Source organism: Microcystis aeruginosa NIES-2549, assembly GCF_000981785.2.
Classification (GTDB): Bacteria; Cyanobacteriota; Cyanobacteriia; order Cyanobacteriales; family Microcystaceae; genus Microcystis; species Microcystis aeruginosa_C.
Map to the genome: position 1 here is coordinate 3,011,635 of NZ_CP011304.1, position 20,047 is coordinate 3,031,681.

Annotated in this window: 18 protein-coding genes and 1 pseudogene; 5 read left to right on the forward strand and 14 right to left on the reverse strand. The window is 43.1% G+C overall.

The features are described from left to right. Window positions 1–220: 220 nt before the first annotated feature. Together myaer_RS14720 and myaer_RS14725 are read right to left on the reverse strand one after the other, a co-directional pair. Window positions 221–1,552: a hemolysin family protein gene (locus tag myaer_RS14720; RefSeq protein WP_046662651.1), complete on the reverse strand. Its 1,332-nt coding sequence runs from the start codon at window positions 1,550–1,552 to the stop codon at window positions 221–223. Window positions 1,553–1,584: 32 nt separating this feature from the next. Further along, entirely contained in the window at window positions 1,585–1,878 is a 294-nt protein-coding gene (locus myaer_RS14725; RefSeq protein ID WP_046662652.1) for a hypothetical protein, read from the reverse strand. A 610-nt stretch (window positions 1,879–2,488) separates the two neighbouring features. Between myaer_RS14725 and ltrA the strand changes: the two genes are divergently transcribed. Continuing rightward, on the forward strand, window positions 2,489–4,219 hold the full coding sequence (gene ltrA / locus myaer_RS14730; protein WP_046661207.1) for a group II intron reverse transcriptase/maturase: 1,731 nt from the start codon (window positions 2,489–2,491) through the stop codon (window positions 4,217–4,219). A 294-nt stretch (window positions 4,220–4,513) separates the two neighbouring features. Here ltrA and myaer_RS14735 read toward each other — a convergent pair whose 3' ends face one another. Together myaer_RS14735 and myaer_RS14740 are read right to left on the reverse strand one after the other, a co-directional pair. Continuing rightward, on the reverse strand, window positions 4,514–4,729 hold the full coding sequence (locus myaer_RS14735; RefSeq protein ID WP_046662653.1) for a hypothetical protein: 216 nt from the start codon (window positions 4,727–4,729) through the stop codon (window positions 4,514–4,516). Between the two features lie 64 nt (window positions 4,730–4,793). Beyond that, entirely contained in the window at window positions 4,794–5,384 is a 591-nt protein-coding gene (locus myaer_RS14740) for a hypothetical protein (RefSeq protein ID WP_103672893.1), read from the reverse strand. A 299-nt stretch (window positions 5,385–5,683) separates the two neighbouring features. Between myaer_RS14740 and myaer_RS14745 the strand changes: the two genes are divergently transcribed. Further along, the gene (locus myaer_RS14745; RefSeq protein WP_016515558.1) at window positions 5,684–6,577 is read left to right on the forward strand and encodes a DNA adenine methylase; all 894 of its coding nucleotides are present in this window, start codon (window positions 5,684–5,686) and stop codon (window positions 6,575–6,577) included. A 9-nt stretch (window positions 6,578–6,586) separates the two neighbouring features. On the opposite strand, the gene myaer_RS14750 is transcribed toward myaer_RS14745, so the two are convergent. The 6 genes from myaer_RS14750 to myaer_RS14780 all read right to left on the reverse strand — a co-directional run bounded on the left by myaer_RS14750 (window position 6,587) and on the right by myaer_RS14780 (window position 12,584). Beyond that, window positions 6,587–7,417 (reverse strand): hypothetical protein, encoded by an 831-nt coding sequence (locus tag myaer_RS14750; RefSeq protein WP_046662654.1) that lies wholly within the window; start codon window positions 7,415–7,417, stop codon window positions 6,587–6,589. After that, the gene (locus tag myaer_RS22085; RefSeq protein WP_036386251.1) at window positions 7,395–7,655 is read right to left on the reverse strand and encodes a helix-turn-helix domain-containing protein; all 261 of its coding nucleotides are present in this window, start codon (window positions 7,653–7,655) and stop codon (window positions 7,395–7,397) included. The genes myaer_RS14750 and myaer_RS22085 overlap by 23 nt, the downstream gene beginning before the upstream one ends. A 113-nt stretch (window positions 7,656–7,768) precedes the next feature. Next, window positions 7,769–9,775 (reverse strand): transketolase, encoded by a 2,007-nt coding sequence (gene tkt, locus myaer_RS14760; protein ID WP_046662655.1) that lies wholly within the window; start codon window positions 9,773–9,775, stop codon window positions 7,769–7,771. An 82-nt stretch (window positions 9,776–9,857) separates the two neighbouring features. After that, window positions 9,858–11,108, reverse strand: a complete 1,251-nt coding sequence (fabF, locus tag myaer_RS14765; protein WP_046662656.1) for a beta-ketoacyl-ACP synthase II — start codon at window positions 11,106–11,108, stop codon at window positions 9,858–9,860. Window positions 11,109–11,177: 69 nt separating this feature from the next. After that, window positions 11,178–11,429 (reverse strand): acyl carrier protein, encoded by a 252-nt coding sequence (locus tag myaer_RS14770; protein ID WP_008203202.1) that lies wholly within the window; start codon window positions 11,427–11,429, stop codon window positions 11,178–11,180. A 435-nt stretch (window positions 11,430–11,864) separates the two neighbouring features. Further along, window positions 11,865–12,584 (reverse strand): heme oxygenase (biliverdin-producing), encoded by a 720-nt coding sequence (locus tag myaer_RS14780; RefSeq protein WP_046662657.1) that lies wholly within the window; start codon window positions 12,582–12,584, stop codon window positions 11,865–11,867. Window positions 12,585–13,397: 813 nt separating this feature from the next. On the opposite strand from myaer_RS14780, the gene myaer_RS14785 reads away from it, so the two are divergent. After that, entirely contained in the window at window positions 13,398–14,138 is a 741-nt protein-coding gene (locus myaer_RS14785) for a response regulator transcription factor (protein WP_046662658.1), read from the forward strand. A gap of 198 nt (window positions 14,139–14,336) precedes the next feature. On the opposite strand, the gene myaer_RS14795 is transcribed toward myaer_RS14785, so the two are convergent. The 3 genes and pseudogenes from myaer_RS14795 to ylqF all read right to left on the reverse strand — a co-directional run bounded on the left by myaer_RS14795 (window position 14,337) and on the right by ylqF (window position 17,038). Next, window positions 14,337–15,821 (reverse strand): glutamate synthase subunit beta, encoded by a 1,485-nt coding sequence (locus myaer_RS14795; RefSeq protein ID WP_046662659.1) that lies wholly within the window; start codon window positions 15,819–15,821, stop codon window positions 14,337–14,339. 157 nt (window positions 15,822–15,978) lie between these two features. Next, window positions 15,979–16,167 (reverse strand): annotated as a pseudogene (locus myaer_RS22705) (hypothetical protein). Between the two features lie 31 nt (window positions 16,168–16,198). Continuing rightward, window positions 16,199–17,038, reverse strand: coding sequence for a ribosome biogenesis GTPase YlqF (gene ylqF / locus myaer_RS14800; RefSeq protein WP_046662660.1), 840 nt, complete (start codon window positions 17,036–17,038; stop codon window positions 16,199–16,201). A gap of 107 nt (window positions 17,039–17,145) precedes the next feature. On the opposite strand from ylqF, the gene myaer_RS14805 reads away from it, so the two are divergent. Both myaer_RS14805 and myaer_RS14810 read left to right on the forward strand, forming a co-directional pair. Further along, on the forward strand, window positions 17,146–17,688 hold the full coding sequence (locus tag myaer_RS14805) for an NUDIX hydrolase (protein WP_046662661.1): 543 nt from the start codon (window positions 17,146–17,148) through the stop codon (window positions 17,686–17,688). Window positions 17,689–17,927: 239 nt separating this feature from the next. Then, window positions 17,928–18,869 (forward strand): hypothetical protein, encoded by a 942-nt coding sequence (locus myaer_RS14810; RefSeq protein ID WP_046662662.1) that lies wholly within the window; start codon window positions 17,928–17,930, stop codon window positions 18,867–18,869. Between the two features lie 25 nt (window positions 18,870–18,894). Here the strand turns inward: myaer_RS14810 and myaer_RS14815 are convergent, their stop codons facing one another. Then, a complete protein-coding gene (locus tag myaer_RS14815) occupies window positions 18,895–19,836 on the reverse strand; it encodes a TIGR04168 family protein (protein ID WP_046662663.1) in 942 nt (313 codons plus the stop codon). Window positions 19,837–20,047: the final 211 nt, after the last annotated feature.

Below are 20,047 nucleotides of genomic sequence, written 5' to 3' on the forward strand. Positions count from 1 at the left end.
GACAGGAGTGGGCAGCTATTGACGCGATTAAGTAGGTAGGCGTTAAAAATTATCAGACACCCCCCTTATCAAGGGTAGGGTTGATTCATGAATCAACCCTACCTTATCAAGGGAGGCAGGGGGGATCGAACCTAAAATCCATTTTTAATTTAATTATAACCAACTACTTAACAATCAAAAAGAATAAATAAATGAGAAAAGTTGTTTCTTGTTTATATCCTTAGGATAGTTGTTGCCGATAAATCTTAATTTGTTCCAAGCGAGGGCCGACCTTAGAAATGATGGTAAATTCTAAATTTTGGTAATATAATTGTTCTCCCACCTTCGGTATTTTTTGCCAATGATGGAGGACAAAACCAGCTAGGGTTTGGTATTCATCGGCCAAGGGTAAACTTAAATTTAATGCTTTGTTCACGTCCTCTAAATTCATTTGTGCTTGTACGAGAAAAGTCGATTCATCGAGGAGTTGATATTTTACTGTTCCTGATTCATCACTAGGGGAAAAAGTTCCCAGAATCTCGCCGATTAAATCTTTTAGGGTTAATAAACCGGCTGTTCTGCCAAATTCATCCACAATGATAACCATCTTTAAGGATGATTCCCGCATCACTGTTAGTAATTCATTTAAAGCAGTGGTTTCGGGGAAAAAACGCGCAGGTTTTAACCAAGGTTTAATCGGGGTTGTTAAATTTAACTGACCTTCGGCAAGGGGTAAAGCTAAATCTTTAAAATCGATCAGACCACGGATATCATCACCGGAATCTCCTTCCACAGGATAACAAGAATAGCCGCTGTTAACTACTTGGAGCAGTAATTCCTCAAAAGTTGCGGTCGAGGGAATAGCTATTAAACGGTTATGGGGAACCATGATTTCTGCGGCAGTGATTTCGCTAAACTGGAAAACATTATTTAAAATTTTCCTTTCCGCTGCTTCTAATCCCGTTAATTCCCCTTCCATGCTGATAATTAATTGTAATTCCTCGGAAGTTACCCGACTAGAACGCTGTAGATCCACTTCGGGGATACGGGTTAAAACCAATAAAAAACGAGTTGATTGATTTAGAATACCGATAAAAGGCTTAAAAATCCTGGAAATAACCCCAATAGGTGCGGCTAATAATCGCGCCATCGGTTCGGCATAAATTAAAGCTAGGGATTTGGGATAAAGTTCCCCAAAAACTATCTGGAGATAGGCCACGATTAAAAAAGCTAGACAAAGAGAGAAGCCATGGGAGAGAAGATTTTGCCAGTTTAAAGAAAAGGGTAAAAAACTTAGTAATTTCCTCACAAAAACGGTCATGGTACTCTCCCCGATCCAACCTAAAGCTAAACTAGAAAGGGTGATACCTAATTGGGTAGTGGAAAGTAAGCGATCGAGACTTCTTTGTAGAGATTGGACCGTCTGCGCTGGCACATCTCCCGCAGCCACTAGCTGACTGATGCGGGTACGACGGACAGACACAAGCGAAAATTCGGCCGCTACGAAAAAAGCATTGAGGACGATTAGTAAAAAGACTAAAATTAAACGAGTCAATAAATCCTGATTATCCATAGCGAAAAGGCAAAATTCGCCTTTTTTAAAGCCTATCCTTTGGTTTCGTCCTTTGATTGCGGTTGGTTTTTCTGTTGTTGCATATAAACTCTCACTCTTTTCAGCACCTCTTCTTCCTTCACGGGGATAAAAGTTTGATTGCGACCATAACTGGTGCGATCGTTGGTAAACTTTTTAGCGGGGTTGATATCCGGTTGACTGACCCCCTTGAGGGAGGCGATTCCTAATTGATAGGCTACCCAACCGCTACCGAAGCCGGCGGCTAACATGGCTACCATCAAAAGGAGTCCTAGCTGCAAGGAGGTGCTGATTGAAAATTTTTTCATCTTGGTAGGTCCGAATTTTCACGTTCAGAGTGATTACTGATCTATAATGAGTTAATAGTATAACCCAGGGTTGGCCGAGCGGTTGAGGCAACGAACTCAGTGCGACGTACACAACCCCAGTCATGAGGGTGTAAATCCCCCCACCTTATCGGAAGGTGACTCCACAGCCCACTTCCTATCTCTGACAAAGATAGGGGGGGAAGCAAGGGCAAAAAAAGCTAGGAAAGACAAGTCCAGTCGGAACTAGAAAGTGGGAGTCTATATGGTTAGCGAAAGCGAACTCACGCCCGAACTACGGAAAAGTGCAGCAGTGAAAAGGACTGATACACTGCGACCAAAAGGTCAATACGGCCAGTGGTATAACCTATGTTGAGTAATAGGAATCCGATTACCCAGACCGTACCGTAGAAAGTGAGAACCTAAGTGGACAAACAATGACAGGGGAATAAGGTACGGGAACCTCCAGACTCTCAACCTACTACCGTAGGAGATTAAGTCAAAATCTGAGAATGGGGGGAAGGAACTTATCTCAAGCCAAAGCTCTACCGTAATAGTAGAGATATGCCGAAAGATAAGTGGCTACATCAGAGTAAATCAACAGGTTGAACTTATGTCTAAGGCTCAAGAAGCAGAATGGATACAAGTGGATTGGACAAACATCCAATACACCGTATCAAAGTTACAATCCAAAATTTACGAAGCATCCCTAAAGGGTGACAAAAGTTCGGTTGTTAAATACCAGAAAATCCTAATTAACTCTTTCAAAGCTAAATTACTAGCCGTAAGAAGAGTGACACAGGATAACAAAGGTAAGAGAACGGCAGGAATAGACGGCAAGAAAATCCTCAATTACGAGGAAAGAATCAAACTAGCTGAAAACCTGAAACTAGATGGTAAGGCAACGCCACTGAGGAGAGTAGAAATACCCAAATCAAACGGAAAAACCAGAAATCTAGGAATCCCCACCATAGAGGATAGAGCCAAGCAAGCATTAGCGAAAATGGCACTAGAACCCGAATGGGAAGCTAAATTCGAGCCTAACAGCTACGGATTCAGACCAGGTAGAGGCTGTCATGATGCTATAGATGCCATCGAACTCCAAGTCCGTCGAAAAACCAAGTACGTCTTGGATGCGGATATCAGTGGCTGTTTTGATAACATCAAACACTCAGCGATAATCGAGAAATGCAATACTTTTCCAGTCATGGAAACCCAAATCAGAGCTTGGCTAAAAAGCGGAGTAATGGTGGGGGATGTATTTCATCAAACCGAAAAAGGCACACCACAGGGGGGAGTAATATCTCCGTTACTGGCAAACATAGCTTTACACGGTTTAGAAACTCACATTTCAACCAAATTCCCTTGTAGAAAGACCAGAATAGGTCAGACTAACGGAAAAATGGAGGAAATAGGGGAAGCTAGATTAATCAGATACGCTGATGACTTTGTTGTACTTCATGCCAGAGAAGAAACAATCAAAGCAGTCAAGATTGAGGTAGAGAACTGGCTAAAGGATTTGGGATTAAGCCTAAATCCTGAAAAAACCAGAATAGGTCATACTAAAGAGGAATACAACGGTGAAAAACCTGGACTTGACTTTTTGGGATTTAATATCAGAACCCATGATATAGGGAAATATAAATCCAATAAGAAAGGAAATGGGGAACCACTAATGATGTTAACTAAAGTTAAACCATCGGAGAAATCGGTGGAACAATTTATCAACAACATCAAAGAAATCCTCAATAGTGGACACGATAAAGCCCCGATAATAATGATTAACCAATTAAGCTGGTTAATCAGAGGATGGGCAAACTACTTCAAAATAGGAAGCCATTCATGGGAAACCTTTGGGCGACTAGAATTTCACAGGCTAAACAAGCTATACCTAAACTGGGGAAGGAAAAGATTCGCCAAAGAAGGAATAGGGTACATTAGTAAAAAAATATTCCACCAAACATCCAAATCCAAATACACTTTCGGATGGAAGATTGGAGACAAAAAATATACAGTACCTACCCTATACGATTTCCCATACACCCAACATATCAAGGTAAAAGGAAATAAAAGCCCTTACGACGGAGATTGGGTATATTGGACAAAAAGAATGGCAGACCATCCGCAAGCCCCAAAAGATATAACTTACGGGATAAAACAGCAGCAAGGTAAATGCTACATCTGTGGACAAAACCTAACTGTAGAAGATTCCCTAGAGATACATCATATAGACGGAAACAGGGAAAACAACAAAAAAACGAACAAGGCAATAGTGCATAACTACTGTCACAAGTCACACCATAGAATGGCGGTATCTCTCCAAGAGATATTGGATGTAGCTTGAAGCCGTGTGCGGTGAAAGTCGCACGCACGGTTTTGCAGCCGAGCTAATCAAGTAATTGGTTAGTTTAGGTAACTAATTCGTGCTAGGCAGGTTCAACTCCTGCACCCTGGATAGTTTTGATGGCTTCAGGCGATCAGCTTTGACTGCACTAGAGTAGTCGGCGGTGACAGATTACCTGACCATTTTCGGCTGCTTTGAGAACAGAAATACAATCATTAATTTTATCCTTTTCATTTTTCAGGAAAGCTAAAAAAACACAAGAATCCCAGTAGTGTAGCTTTTTTGTTGGACGAATCACTTACTTTCTCCCAAAATTCCGATCATTTCCTCAATGGTAGGTAAATCTTTTTCCTGAGGAAAAAGATCAATTGACTCAACTTTAATCCCGATTTTTTCCCCATCTTCTCTAGAGGTAACTATCCCCGATACAGAGACTCTTTTTTCTAGATATTCTTTGATATTATCAAGTAAATTTGGTTCAAAGTAACATTTAACACTTTTATTAGTCAATAAATTGTAAACTCTAAAAATAGGTTGACGACTTACATCAATAGCTTTAAGTAGTCGTGCAAAATTAATTTCCTAGTGAAGATAGGCAAGAGGCAAGGGGCAAGAGGCAAGAGGTGGTTAGATATGTGTAATTAATTTTGCTTAGGTACTTAAGCACACCTTCTACAGTACCAAAACTTTGATATTTTCCCCCGATAATTTCATCAACATTAGCAATCAAAGCTTGATTCAAGTCGATACACCTCGAATCAAAGCCCAATTGCACCATAAACTCATCTCTTTTTTTCAATATTGCTAATGATCGCGCACTTTCTAAAGCTCGATCAGAAAAATACTTAGGGCGAATCGGATGTTCTAAAATTGTTACTATTCCCCTTTCTACAGTCTTAATAACTTCAGAAATTTGACTAGGTGTGATCTGATCTTGAGGCATTCCTTCTAAAGTAAGATGAATGCTGCCACTATGAATTTGAGAGATTCTCCAATTTATCAGGAGGCGATTTTTGTTAGCAAGGGTTTTATCTACTTCATGGAGTAGTATTGCTAATTGTTCTTGAGCCTTGATAAATTTATCAAAAGACAACAGTGAGCCTTCTATATCTAGTGTTAGGCTCTTGATTGTTTCCTTCGATATAGGGCTTTCCCCTTTAGTCATGGCTCTAGGAATCGTGATAATTATCTCAAGTGTAAAGGTTTTGGCTAACTACTAAAGCTTCCTACTTTACATTTTTACATGAACTAACCCTAAAGCCTAAACTAGGTTGACCTATAACCACAAAAAAACCCGCTGGCGCGGGCTTTTTTCACAAAAGCAAAGTTTTAATTAACCTAACAACGCTTTTGCCTTCGCTACCACGTTATCCACGGTAAAACCGAACTTCTCTGACATTCCTAGATAAAATATCGTAATTTTGTTAAAATAATCTCAAAGAAAAGCCTCTAAAATCAAAGGTAATGTCCAAAATCGCTAAAAAACTTAGTAATTCTCCTTTTCGTTATCCTGGCGGTAAATTTTATGCCCGTAAGCTAATCTTAGCTTGTCTTCCTAGTCACCATAAGTATTGTGAACCTTTTGCGGGGGGAGCATCTATATTCTTTGCTAAGGAAAGTGTAGCAGAGAATATTCTCAATGACAAAGATGAGGAATTAATGAACTGTTATCGACATATCAAAGATCATCTTGATAGTCTAATTGAATTATTAAAAGATCTAAACGCTACCAAAGAATTACACAATTATTATAAAAATGAATTTCAACCAGCCAATGACCTAGAAAGAGCCATGCGTTGGTATTATCTAAATAGAACTTCCTACTCAGGAATTATGAAACTTGAAAATTGTTATTGGGGCTATGGTGATAAGTATTCTATGCGTCCTGAAAACTGGCCTTCTCACCTAAAAACCACTTCGGAAAAACTGCAAAATGTCAATTTATCTTGTTTAGATTTTGAAGATTTAATCAATCAATTACCCGATGATTACTTTTTATTTGTCGATCCTCCTTACTTTCAAGCAGATCAAAATAAATTCTATTCCTGCTTCTTCAGTCTAGAAGATCATGAAAGGTTATGTAAGACGTTGAAAAAACATCAACATCGATTTAAATTTCTTTTGACTTATGATAATTGCTCCGAAATTAGAGAAATGTATGATTGGTGTATTTCTTTACAAGATAATGAATGGAATTACACTATTAATCGAACTGATGATCAAAAAAATGGTTTAAAATTAGAACATGGTTATCAGAGTGAAAGACGCAAGGGCAAGGAGGTATTTATTGCTAATTATGATCTTGAGAAACCTGCAAGATTTACACCTCTACAATTAAGTTTATTCGATGTATCTTGATTCCTAATTTTAATCAAGTAAATCCTCTATTTTTTCGATAGGTAGCCATGGTTGTAGAGGTTCAGCCGTATTAACATCAAAGAAAATTTTGGGATAATTAGGGATGAAATTACAGTTTTGATCCTGGCATTTCTGGCGAGAACAATTGATATTATTGGTTTGATTTGCTGTTAAATCTTTACTTCTGGCAACGTACATTTTTAAAAGGGCTTCTTCTTGATTATTAATATTAATTTTGCTTAAAAATATTTGCTCTTTTGGTGTGGGATTCCAAACAAATAGTCCTGTTTCTAAATTGGTCTGAAAAAAAGCATTGGCAAGAGATGTAATCACTAAATCAAAATCTGTTTCAATATATTGATCTTTGTGAATATTGAGGCTTGTTGAAGGTATTCCTATCAATTTAGACCTTTGTTCTGCCGCTTTGTCTCCTAAGGTTCTTGATCTCATACATTTGACTTCAATAAAAGGTCTGATACCTCCCTGAAGACGGAAACTACCTTTTTTGGCTAACTTACATTCAGCAGAGTATTTTTTGGCGTTTTTTTGATTGATAATAGCTACATCTATATCGTGAGAACCAGCTTGAGGATTTAAGCGAGGATTAGTAACTAAATAATTATTCGCGAGTATTTTTGACAGTTTATCTTGTACAGTGAACTCAAAAAACTTGCCACGAATCATAGGAATAACTTTTGGATCATTGAGAACTTCTGTAATATATTTGATATTCAAACTATAACTCTTACAAAAACTTTCTATTTTTTCAAACCATTCCCATTCAAGCTCGTTATCATGCAAAAACTGCTCAAGCAATTTAATCAAATCTTCTGACATCATCAGTATTTACATCGGAATTTATAGACATAGTGTTAAAAAGCTCCGAAAGACTTATGTTTAATGCTCTACATAAAGAAATCAAGCATAGTAAAGAAGGATTCCTTTTACCACGTTCAAGAAGACTGATGTAAGTTCTATCCAAATTGGCCGCTTCGGCCAACCTTTCTTGGGATAAACCCTTTTGAATACGAGCATTATGTAAACATCTGCCAAATTGAGCTAAATTGTCCTTTGCCATGCTTCGATTAAACTGCCTGACGTGACCCCTAGTCCACTGACTGACAGTCACAATAGAAAAACAAAAAAATGAGCCAGATTTTTCTGACTCATTACAGCTAAGATTTCAGGTAATTAACCTAACAACGCTTTTGCCTTCGCTACCACGTTATCCACGGTAAAACCGAACTTCTCTAGAATCACACCCCCCGGAGCAGAAGCGCCGAAGGTATCAACCCCCAACACATCCCCCTCATCGGTGATGTAGCGATGCCAACCCATAGTTGAACCCGCTTCCACCGCGAGACGTTTTTTCACTGCTTTCGGCAGTACCGATTCTTTGTATTCTGCCGATTGTTCCTCGAATAGCTCCCAACAGGGCATAGAAACGACGCGAGCTTTAATTCCTGCCTCTTTTAACACCGCAGCCGCTTTATCGCAGAGATACAACTCGCCACCCGTACCGATGAGAATGACATCGGGAGTACCTTCACAATCGGTGATAATATAAGCACCTTTAGCCACACCCGCAAGGGAAGTTCCCGCTAAATTGGGCAGATTTTGACGGGATAATGCTAGTAACGTCGGGCGCTTAGTTTCGCTCACCGCTACTTTATAAGCACCGGAAGTTTCCGTACCATCTCCCGGACGCATGACTAACAGGTTAGGAATAGCGCGCAGAGAAGCAACGTGTTCCACGGGTTGGTGAGTCGGTCCATCTTCCCCGAGGGCAATGGAATCGTGAGTCATTACCCAGATGACGCGGGTTTCTGACAATGCCGATAAACGGATAGAATTCCGCATATAGTCGGTGAAAATCAGGAAAGTTGCCCCGTAGGGAATCAATCCCGTGTTATGGAGAGCAATCCCGTTACAAATCGCCCCCATCGCGTGTTCCCGCACGCCAAAATGGACGTTACGCTCCTGATAACTGCCTTTTTGGAAATTACCAAAATGCTCTAATTCCGTGTAGTTAGAGTGGGTTAAATCCGCCGAACCACCGATTAAACCGGGTAAAACCCCCGCAAGGGCATTTAAGCAGATTTCCGAGTGTTTACGACTAGCGAGAGCCTTATCTTCGGGTTTATAAACCGGTAAAGCTTGCTCCCAACCTTCCGGCAGTTGACCGGTGGTTAACTGTTCAAATAAAGCGGCTTCTGCGGGATATTTAGCCTGATATTCGTTAAATAACTTATTCCAGTCCGTTTCTGCCGTCGCTCCCTTGTCCACTGCTTGTCGGAAACGATTTAACACCTCATCGGGAACCACAAACGGCTCGTACTGCCAACCTAAGGCTTTCCGGGTTAACTCGATTTCCGTTGCTCCTAAAGCTGCCCCGTGAACATCGGCGGTATTAGACTTATTGGGGGAACCATAACCGATGGTGGTGGTGATTTTAATCATCGAGGGTTTATCGGTGACAGCTTTGGCAGCTGCGATCGCATTGGCAATGGCATCTAAATCGGTGTTACCATTCTCGACGTGCTGAACGTGCCAACCGTAGGCTTCAAAACGCTTGCTCACGTCCTCGGTAAAAGCGATATCGGTGGAACCATCGATCGAGATATGGTTATCATCGTAGAGAGCGATTAACTTGCCTAAACCCCAGTGACCGGCTAAAGAACAAGCTTCCCCGGAAATTCCCTCCATATTGCAACCATCACCCAAAATCACATAGGTGTAATGGTCGATAATTTTGGCATCCGGTTTGTTGAAACGGGCCGCTAAATGGGCTTCTGCTAGGGCCAAACCCACACCATTGGCAATCCCTTGACCCAGAGGACCGGTGGTCACTTCCACCCCTTCCGTGACGAAATTTTCGGGGTGGCCGGGGGTTTTCGATTTCCACTGCCGGAATTGTTTAATTTCCTCTAGGGGAACGCTATCGTATCCGGTCAGGTACATCAAAGCGTACTGCAGCATACAACCGTGACCGGCGGAGAGAACAAAACGATCTCGATTGACCCATTGGGGGTTTTTCGGGTTAAAACGCAGGAATTGATCCCAGAGAACAAAGGCCATGGGAGCGGCTCCCATGGGCAGTCCGGGGTGTCCGGATTTAGCTTTTTCCACGGCATCCACCGCTAAAAAACGCACGGCATTAATACAAAGTTCTTCGAGGGATTGGGAGGCGACAACCATAATGTTTTTTAGAATGAACTACAAAAATAAGACCAGGTTAAAGAGGGAGCCACTCACAGATTACTCTTTCAGGGGCATCGACTCAAGCATATTTTCTAAAAGCTAAGGTGACGTTATGGCCACCAAATCCAAAGGAGTTGGAAAGGGCAGCGTTAACTATCTGCTGACGACTTTCGTAGGGGACGTAATCGAGATCGCAATCGGGGTCAGGATTGTCCAGGTTGAGAGTCGGGGGAATCTGGTCATTAGCGATCGCCATCACCGTGGCCACGGCTTCAATGCCGCCAGAACCGCCTAAAAGGTGGCCTGTCATCGATTTGGTGGAACTGACAGGGATTTTGTAGGCCGATTCTCCTAAAGCTTTTTTAATCGCCTTGGTTTCCGTGGGATCATTGGCTCCCGTACTGGTCCCGTGGGCGTTGATGTAGCTAATTTCCGCCGGAGTCAAACCGGCATCTTTGATCGCTAATTCGATCGCTCTGGTGGCCCCACGACCATCGGGAACCGGTGCCGTCATGTGATAGGCATCGCAAGTCAGACCATAACCGATCATTTCGGCGTAAATACGCGCCCCACGGGCCAAGGCCGTTTCTAATTCCTCTATAATCAAAATTCCTGCCCCTTCCCCCATGACAAAACCATCCCGATCCTTGTCGAAGGGACGACTGGCCCGGGTGGGGTCATCGTTGCGGGTGGACAGGGCCTTAGCGGAGGCAAAACCAGCCAATCCTAGGGGGGTAACGGCGGCTTCCGTCCCACCGCAGATCATCCCTTTGGCTAAACCCCTTTGTACTAGACGGAAAGCATCGCCGATGGCATTGGAACCGGCAGCGCAAGCGGTCACGGTGCAGTTACTCGGTCCTTTGGCCCCCGTGTGAATAGCGGTTAAACCGGCGGCCATATTGGCAATCATCATCGGGATCATGAAGGGACTACACCGGCTCGGTCCTTTTGTCAAGTAAATTTCCTGTTGATCCTCAAGCACTTTTAAGCCACCCACGCCCGTACCAATTAGTACACCTATATCATCGGCATTGAGAGCGTCGATCACTAATCGAGAATCTTGCAGTGCTTGCAAACTGGCGGCGACGGCAAATTGAGCGAAACGGTCCATGCGTTTTGCCTCTTTGCGATCCACATAGTCATGGGGGTCAAAACCCCGCACTTCCCCAGCAATGCGACAAGCGTGACGGGAGGCATCAAAGTGGCTGATTAAACCAATGCCACTTTTGCCGTTGATTAAGCCTGTCCAATAGTCTGCTAGATTATTGCCGAGGGGAGTGATCGCACCCATCCCCGTGATGACAACCCTTTTTAATGGCAATTCTGTCATGTTTGTTCAAAAATAAGGGCAGATTTTGCCCCAGATATTTAATTCTAATTGTCAATTTTCCCGCAATAACTAGGCGGTTGCTCCTACTTTCTCGCTAATATAATCGACAGCTTTGCCTACAGTGTCAATTTGTTCGGCTGCGTCGTCGGGAATTTCAATATCAAATTCTTCCTCTAAAGCCATCACTAACTCGACCACATCAAGGGAATCAGCTTTCAGATCATTAGCAAAGCTTGCTTCGGGGGTAACTGTACCCAGATCCTCTACTTCTAATTGTTCCACAACAATTTTTTTAACTCGATCGAAAATTTCTGTACTCATGGATGTCAATTTTTATCCGCTGGTTTACCGGACTCTAGCCTCTAGGGTCTGGGGAAATGGGGCGGTGTTACCATTTCCGACAATAAATTTCGGTTAGCTTTTTCACTGACCATTTTTCATCTTACTGGAAGTTGTTCCCCTCTTGATGAAGTTTTTTCGCGATCATCAGAAGAGAAGGGTGTGGGGTGTGGGGTGTGGGGTGTAGGGTGTGGGGTGTAGGGTGTAGGGTGTGGGGTGTAGGGTGTAGGGTGTGGGGTGTGGGGAGAATAAATAAAAATAATCTCCTGTCTCCTGACTCCTGACTCCTGATTCCTGACTCCTGCCTCCTGAATAAAAAGCCAAAATATAACGGATAACTCCGAAATCCAGATAATAATCATGGCTGACCATTACCCCAATTCTAGAATTATCCGTTTTTTTTGGTTTTCTTGACTACTATTCGGCGGTAGCCAATCCAGTTTCGGTGCTGCCAGTGCTGCGACGACGGGTGAGAGTATTAAAGAGCATAATTCCGATCGCCTTGATTAGATTGCCTTCCAACTCTTGGAACATTTTCATGTTCATGCCAAAAGCGGCGTTAGCTTCGGTGACAATGCGATCGGCCATGGCTTGATCCACTGGTAACTCGTCGAGGGTTTGACGATAGTGGTTTTTATAGGCTTTTTCGTCGGAAATATCTTTGAAATCATAGAAAGCCGTGCCACCAGTTTCCAGATTCATCGCTTTTTCGGCGATTTTTTTCAAGATTTGCCCCCCGGACAGATCGCCGAGATAACGGGTATAGGAATGAGCGACTAATAATTCGGGTTCTGTTGTGGCGATTTCCCGAATCCGGTTAACGTAGGCCTGACCTGCGGGAGATAAAGCGATCTCGTTGCGCCAATTGGGACCGTAATAAAAATATAAATCCTGTTCCAGCGTATTTTTACGATTGAGTTCAGGAAAACAGATTTTAGAAACGACGGGATGACTAGGAAGTTTTTCCATCTCCTCCTCCATGGCCGAATAGACGAAGTAGAGGTTAGCCACCAGTTTGCGATAGGAAGTTTTTTCTACCACGCCTTTGAGAAAACACTTGACAAAACCGACGTTTTCTGCCATGGTGTGGGATTTTTTCGTGCCTTCCCGCAGTTGAGTTGATAAATTAACGCTCATATTATGATCACCTGTTTGGATGAGTAGAATGGATCGGGTTCGTTACAGATGCTTACTAAAACCGCCTATTTGGGTAGATTAAACTGAATCGAACGGTAATTTTATTAAGAATTTTTACAGTGCCGCCGGGGAAGCTGAGGGGGAAATTTACCTCTAGAAGGACTTGACCGCCGGTTGAAACCGGTATCAAGCCAGATGGCGCAATTGTAAAGATTAGTGAAAAACTGCTCCCTAGTTGATCTTGGGGAGAGAGAGGGTATAATTTAGCACTAATATCGATTATCGAGCAACATTCTTCACACTTCTTAGCAATTCTTAACATTCACGAGACTTATCGGAAATTTGGGTTGAAAACCCCGTCCTAAAAGGACGGCCTTGTGCTAGAGTATTTGTAGGTAGTTCCGACCGTGAGAACGTGAGCAAACGGGTTAAACGTCCTACTCCGTCATCTCAAAATTTCTGACAGTCAATGGTGTTCAATTAAGTCCAAACTGTCAGAACTCCAAACAATTAAATACTGTGGGACACACAGAAATTTACGCTTGGGGAGTAGTCTTTAAGAGTGCTGGCCTTATAGGTGTAGTCGGACTAGACATGAAACTGTAAGACCAAAATTAGCGTTGCTAGTAGAGGCAAGATTCAGCCCAAGAATCTCCGCACTTCTAGGGCGGAGAGTGTCAAGCTTATAATCAGTACAGGATTCTTTATGTTGTGCTAAACTCAGGCCCTTGAGAGACAAAGCCCTAGTGGCGATGTCAGCGAGAACACATTTAGCAACTCCCTACCCAAACCCTTAGTCATAACACTCTGGTAATGCCCCGAATACTTGTAATCGATGATGATCCTGCAATCGCGGAATTAGTCTCCATCAACTTGGAGATGGCGGGTTATGACGTTAATCCCGCAGAGGACGGGATTAAAGGCCAGGCCTTGGCCGTCCAGTTACAACCCGATTTAATCATGCTGGATTTAATGCTGCCCAAAGTCGATGGTTTTACCGTCTGTCAGCGTTTGCGACGAGATGAACGCACGTCCGACATCCCGATTTTGATGCTCACAGCCTTAGGACAAACCCAAGATAAAGTGGAAGGTTTTAATGCGGGTGCTGATGATTACCTGACCAAACCTTTCGAGGTGGAGGAAATGTTAGCTAGGGTGCGCGCCCTGCTCAGACGCACCGATCGCATTCCCCAAGCCGCTAAACACTCAGAAATACTCAGTTTTGGACCTTTAACCCTGGTTCCCGAACGTTTTGAGGCGGTCTGGTTTGAAGGTGTGGTCAAGTTAACCCATCTAGAATTCGAGTTACTCCACTGTCTTCTCCAACGTCACGGTCAAACCGTTTCCCCCAGTGATATTCTCAAGGAAGTCTGGGGATATGATCCCGATGATGATATCGAGACTATTCGCGTTCATATTCGCCATCTGAGAACGAAACTAGAACCCGATCCCCGTCATCCTCGCTATATTAAAACCGTTTACGGTGCGGGTTATTGTCTGGAGTTACCCACCAATGAACAGATGGTGCTTGATTCATCGGTGGCAACAGTTTAAACAGGGAGCAATTGTCTAAATAGGCAATAGAGACAATTGTTTCCTCTCTCCTCCTCCTCTTGAGATTGAGAAGGTTTGACCGGCGGTTGGGTTTTGATGGCTATTTCTGAGGACTCTTTTGGGGCATGACGATAACAAGCTGAGGGCTGATAGCTATATGGATGGGAAAACACCCCCAGCAAGTTAGTAACTACTGGTTTAAGGTAAATCCGTCGCCCCCATCAAAAAGCGATCGCATTCCCTGGCGGCCCCGCGGCCTTCATTAATCGCCCAAACCACCAAACTTTGACCACGACGACAATCCCCCGCTGCAAAGACTTTCGGTAAGCTAGTGGTAAATTGACCGTGTTCGGCCTTGATATTGCTGCGGGCATCCTTTTCTAGGCCCAAATCATCGAGTAAAGGCTGTTCTGGTCCCAAAAATCCCATGGCCAATAAAACTAACTGCGTCGGGATGACTGTTTCGGTTCCTGCCACCGGTTGGGGGATAAACTGCCCTTTTTCGTTGCGTTGCCATTCCACCTGTACCGTGTGGATCCCCGTCACGTTGCCCTCGCTATCCCCCTCGAATTTAGTGGCCGTGGTGGTATAAACCCGGGGGTCATCGCCAAAGCGCGCGGCCGCTTCCTCTTGTCCATAGTCCAGACGGTAGATTTTCGGCCATTCGGGCCAGGGATTATCGGCGGCCCGTTCGCGGGGCGGTTGCGGCATAATCTCTAATTGGGTGACGCTACGGCAGTTATGACGCAGGGAAGTCCCCACACAGTCGGTTCCCGTGTCGCCACCGCCGATAATTACCACGTCTTTACCCGCGGCCGAGATAAAATCCTCCCCGGGCTGTCCGTCTAATAGTGCTTTTGTATTAGCGGTGAGAAACTCCATGGCGAAGTGAATGCCCTTTAATTGGCGACCTTCGATGTTTAAATCCCGGGGTTTGGTCGCCCCGGTACAGATAACCACGGCATCGTATTCGTTTAATAGGTCTTGGCTGCTGATATCCTTGCCCACTTCCGTGTTACAGACCATTTTTACCCCTTCCTGTTCGAGCATCTGGAGACGACGCAGAACCACTTCTTCCTTATCTAACTTCATGTTGGGGATACCGTACATTAATAGTCCCCCGGGGCGGTCGGCCCTTTCATAAACTGTCACCCAGTGACCGGCTTTATTTAACTGGTCGGCGGCTGCTAATCCAGCAGGTCCAGAACCGATCACGGCCACTTTTTTGCCAGTACGGATGGCGGGGGGATTGGCAGTAATCCACCCGGATTCCCAACCTTTGTCAATAATCGAACATTCAATATTTTTGATCGTAACGGGGGGATTATGAATACCGAGAACACAGGAACCCTCACAGGGAGCGGGGCAGACTCTACCGGTAAATTCGGGGAAATTATTGGTTTTATGAAGGCGATCGAGGGCTTCTCGCCACAATCCTCGATAGATTAAATCATTCCATTCCGGAATCAGGTTATTAATCGGGCAACCACTGGCCATGCCACTAATTAGCGTTCCCGTGTGACAAAAGGGTGTACCACAATCCATACAACGGGCGGCCTGATTGCGGAGTTTATCTTCTGGCATGGGAAGATGAAACTCATCCCAATTATGAAGGCGATCGAGGGGGGTAAGTTCGGAAGGAAGTTCACGCAGGAATTCGATAAAGCCAGTCGGTTTGCCCATAGTCTTTTTTGTCTCTGTCGTTTATTCCCTATCTTCCTTCAGGGTTCGATCGATCCCCGCAACTTTACCGATTTCTTTAATCTTATCCGCAACTCAGTGGACTAACAGGCGGTAATTTTGACAAATTCGGGAATTAACTAGGGCTTGCTGAATAAATCTAAAAACCTTGTTGGATAATGCTTTTAGACTTTTTTTCCCTCAAAAAGTGCCGACCGAGGGATCGGGGGTAAAATTCAGGTACTTTTTCCCTGAAAATTAGGTAACTGACTACCTCAAAATCGGTAAAACCCTACACCCCACACCCCACACCCCACACCCTGCCCCCACCAACAAACTTTTTCAGCAGACTCTAACTATTGAGTTAAAAACAGGCGATTTCAAGAGGAAGGGGGCAATTCTAAGGGGATAGCCCCGATTATTCCCTTACGAAAATCATTGAGTAACTGCATGGCTGCCCTTTCTTTATCTTCTTGATATTTGAGATTGGCCAATTTTTCGATAAAATCTTCCCCGGTCATGTCTAGGGTATTCAACCCATAACGAGATTGTAAAAGACCTTCATAGTTTAATTCTATTAATAAATCGACAAAAGCCGCCGCTATCCTTTGGTTATCATAACCAGCATCCCCAATATCCTCACAGATAGCTAATTTCACCGCATCCTTTTGATTTTCTAAACGGGAAGGGATCACCCCCGGCGCGTCCAATAATTCTAAGGTGTCGGAAATTCGCACCCATTGTAATTGTCGCGTTACTCCGGCCCTGCGGGCGCTGGCAACGACTTTTCGCCCTAATAAACGGTTAATCAGGGCAGATTTGCCCACATTGGGAAACCCAATCACCACGGCCCGCACTGGACGCGGTAACATTCCTCTCAGTTGGCGTTTTTGGTTAATTGCATCGCCAATTTTTTCCGCCGCTTTGATAATTGCTTTAACTCTTTCTCCCTGTTTAGCGTTAGTAAAATAGACGGTTTCTCCTTGACTTTTAAACCATGTTACCCATTGTTGCTGGGCAGATTCGGGAATCATATCGAGACGATTTAAGATTAACAAGCGCGGTTTATTGCCAATCCAATCGTCCACCTGCGGATGATGGGAGGCTAAGGGAATGCGAGCATCGCGCACTTCTAGGACCACATCCACGAGTTTAAGATGTTCCTTGAGTTTTCTTTCCGCTTTGGCAATATGACCGGGATACCATTGAATTAACGACATGGGAGATGGGAGTATAAAATTAAATTTTATCAGAAATAGTCCCTAGATAGCTATAATTATCTGAGAAAAAGTTTAGTAATTTCACTGCAATTATAACAGGATTGTCGATGACTAATTTAAAAAAATGGCAAATTATTAAATCTGAGCTAGTTTTTAATAATCGTTGGTGTCAAGTCCGTCAAGACGCGGTGAAGTTATCCTCCGGACAAGTTATCGATGATTATTTCGTTAATATTCGTCCTGAAATTGTTTTAGTTGTTCCAGTTACTGGGGATAATCAATTGGTTTTTGTTCGTCAATATCGTCACGGAGTTAAGGAAATTTTATTGGAATTTCCCGCCGGAGCAGTAGATGCGGGTGAAGATAATATTACTGCGGCAGCGCGTCGGGAATTCGAGGAGGAAACTGGTTATCAAAGTGATTCTCTAATAGCTCTGGCTGTTTTGTACGATAATCCTGTTAAAGATACTAACAGAATTCATATTTTTTTGGCTCTTAATGCTACTCCCACTGGTCAACAAAAGTTAGATGTTACCGAGGAAATTGAAGTTATTCTTCGACCTTTACAGGAAATTAATCCCCAGGAAATTACTGTCTCTGGTAGTTTAGCTGCTTTCTATCTAGCGAGGGATTTTTTAAAGCAAAATTAAGGAGTTATAGCGGTTATATTAATAGGGAGGTAGGAAGTTTTCGTTTTCGGGAGCCAGTTGTCAGGAGATTATTTTTATTTATTCTCCCCAATTCATAATTGATAAGTAAGTAGTTATAATTAAATTGAAGATAAATCCCCCCTTAATCCCCCCTTGATAAGAGGGGTGTCTAACAACTTTTAACAGCTGCCTACTTAATTCATAATTTATAATTCCCACTGTCTATGAGTAATTTTTTTATGATTGCTGGCTTTATTCTATCAGCTTATGCAATCGTTGCTAACGATTCCCTACAAACTTTAGGGACTTTTTTAAGTGCCAATGAAGAACGTCCCTGGTGGATTTTATGGCTGTATTCCAGTATAATCTTAGCCTCGATTTTTATCGCTGGTTGGTACATTAATCAGGGAGATGTGGCTTATAATCGACTAGAAATGATTCCCTTCCCAGAAAATTTTACTTGGATTTATATCGTTCCTCCCTTAGCAATTTTAATTCTCACCACTTGGGGAATACCTGTGAGTACAACCTTTTTGGTTTTAACAGTTTTTGCTCCCCAATCTCTAGATGAAATGTTAGTTAAATCCGCTTGGGGTTATGCTCTTGCTGTTATAGTGGGGTTAGTCATCTATCGAATTATTTATCGATTAGAAAACTTTTTCCTAGAAACAGTTAATAAAGAACCTCAAAAAATCTGGGTAGTTTTACAGTGGTTATCTACTGGGTTTCTCTGGAGTCAATGGTTAATGCAAGATTTTGCTAATATTTTCGCCTATCTTCCCAGAAAGTTAGCGGCAACATGGTTAGTTTTATCTCTAACAGTTATGCTACTCCTGCAAACCATCATTTTTATTAATCATGGGGGTCAAATCGAGAAAATTGTCACTAGCAAAACTAACGCCCATGATCCGCGTTCTGCAACAATTATTAACCTAATTTATGGCTTAATTTTACTGTTTTTTGTTGGCTATAATCATATTCCCATGAGTACCACTTGGGTATTTTTAGGTTTATTAGGAGGTCGAGAAATTTCTCTGACTTTAACCAGAGAAACCCCTAATTTAGCCGCCACGGGTAAACTGGTGTTCGGGGATGCCTTGAAAGCTTTTATCGGTATGATTGTTAGTGTTGCTATCGCTCTTGCTTTACCTCTACTCGCTCAAAAACTTAACTATCTATAGGAAGTGGGGTGTGGGGAGAGGTAAATTAAGAATAACAAGATTGGGGAGATAGGCGATCGATTGACGCTCCGGAGTGATAAAGTTTTCTATTACTGATAATCTCGAAATTATCATTCAACCAGATTAAAGATGCTTCTGTGACTAGACCTTCTTCAAGAGTGACTAGGGAAAAATTGCGAGATTTACCCCTATCGGAGTGGAGAATGCGAGGGACACTCGCAGCATTCAGATAAACAGTTCCCATCTCGGAAGTGACCACGGGATTGCGTAAACGGGAAGTAGTATGACGGAGACGGTGGTGCATATGACCGAAACTGACGAGAGGAACCTGTTTTCCTAATAGCTGTGCTTGTGCGATGGCCGCCGCTAAATCGGGATCCCCGTGGTCCCCTCCCAAGGGTTGCCAATCGCGACCACAGATAGCTTCCGCTTCCTTTCCCAGTCCGGCTGGACCATTGTGACCTAAAAAAATCAGGTTATTATAGGCAGTATCTTGAATATTAGCGATAATTTTGGCGGTAGATTCGGCAAAACTGCTGATATTATAGCGTTCTTGCAAAAATTCTCCATTTTTCCACTCGGATCCCCCCCAAGTAAAGGGACGACCCCCAACAATCGAAAGCTCTAAACTGGGTAGGTCTAGTTTTGAGTAACCCACATGGGCAACCCCTAATAATTCTAACTGGGCGGTGACACGATCTTCTTGATCGCGATCGTAGGGACATTGCTTTCGTCCCCAGGGGGTGGCGCTATACCAAGCGTCATGATTACCGAGAATAACGGCTTTTGGTAAGGACAAACTAGCAATCCGACCGACAATTTCTAGGGATTCATTGCCAAAATCGCCGACAAATAGGGCTAAATCCACTTGTAAAGCTTCTAGAGCTAAATTATCTTCTATTTCCCATTGGTCGTGAACGTCACCGATGACGGCGATTTTATAGGTGCGAGGGAAAGAACTTACCATTACCAGTTATCAACTATCATTTATCAGTAACGATCATAACTAGGATTGGCCGAATAAATAGACCTCTTGCAAAAATCAAAAATCTTCCTTTAGGTGAGGAGTAAGGAGCCAGTAGTCAGTAGTCAGGAGAATTAAGAATGAGCATTAATCAATTAAATGCTCTATTTAGTGATTTTATGCAATTTTATGCCTATTTTTCTCATTTTTGCCC

Bases quoted from the DNA above. Each gene is read 5' to 3' on its own strand.
- myaer_RS14720 (WP_046662651.1), bottom strand. From the start codon at position 1,552: ATGGATAATCAGGATTTATTGACTCGTTTAATTTTAGTCTTTTTACTA.
- myaer_RS14725 (WP_046662652.1), bottom strand. From the start codon at position 1,878: ATGAAAAAATTTTCAATCAGCACCTCCTTGCAGCTAGGACTCCTTTTG.
- ltrA (WP_046661207.1), top strand. From the start codon at position 2,489: ATGTCTAAGGCTCAAGAAGCAGAATGGATACAAGTGGATTGGACAAAC.
- myaer_RS14740 (WP_103672893.1), bottom strand. From the start codon at position 5,384: ATGACTAAAGGGGAAAGCCCTATATCGAAGGAAACAATCAAGAGCCTA.
- myaer_RS14745 (WP_016515558.1), top strand. From the start codon at position 5,684: ATGTCCAAAATCGCTAAAAAACTTAGTAATTCTCCTTTTCGTTATCCT.
- myaer_RS14750 (WP_046662654.1), bottom strand. From the start codon at position 7,417: ATGATGTCAGAAGATTTGATTAAATTGCTTGAGCAGTTTTTGCATGAT.
- myaer_RS22085 (WP_036386251.1), bottom strand. From the start codon at position 7,655: ATGGCAAAGGACAATTTAGCTCAATTTGGCAGATGTTTACATAATGCT.
- tkt (WP_046662655.1), bottom strand. From the start codon at position 9,775: ATGGTTGTCGCCTCCCAATCCCTCGAAGAACTTTGTATTAATGCCGTG.
- fabF (WP_046662656.1), bottom strand. From the start codon at position 11,108: ATGACAGAATTGCCATTAAAAAGGGTTGTCATCACGGGGATGGGTGCG.
- myaer_RS14770 (WP_008203202.1), bottom strand. From the start codon at position 11,429: ATGAGTACAGAAATTTTCGATCGAGTTAAAAAAATTGTTGTGGAACAA.
- myaer_RS14780 (WP_046662657.1), bottom strand. From the start codon at position 12,584: ATGAGCGTTAATTTATCAACTCAACTGCGGGAAGGCACGAAAAAATCC.
- myaer_RS14785 (WP_046662658.1), top strand. From the start codon at position 13,398: ATGCCCCGAATACTTGTAATCGATGATGATCCTGCAATCGCGGAATTA.
- myaer_RS14795 (WP_046662659.1), bottom strand. From the start codon at position 15,821: ATGGGCAAACCGACTGGCTTTATCGAATTCCTGCGTGAACTTCCTTCC.
- ylqF (WP_046662660.1), bottom strand. From the start codon at position 17,038: ATGTCGTTAATTCAATGGTATCCCGGTCATATTGCCAAAGCGGAAAGA.
- myaer_RS14805 (WP_046662661.1), top strand. From the start codon at position 17,146: ATGACTAATTTAAAAAAATGGCAAATTATTAAATCTGAGCTAGTTTTT.
- myaer_RS14810 (WP_046662662.1), top strand. From the start codon at position 17,928: ATGATTGCTGGCTTTATTCTATCAGCTTATGCAATCGTTGCTAACGAT.
- myaer_RS14815 (WP_046662663.1), bottom strand. From the start codon at position 19,836: ATGGTAAGTTCTTTCCCTCGCACCTATAAAATCGCCGTCATCGGTGAC.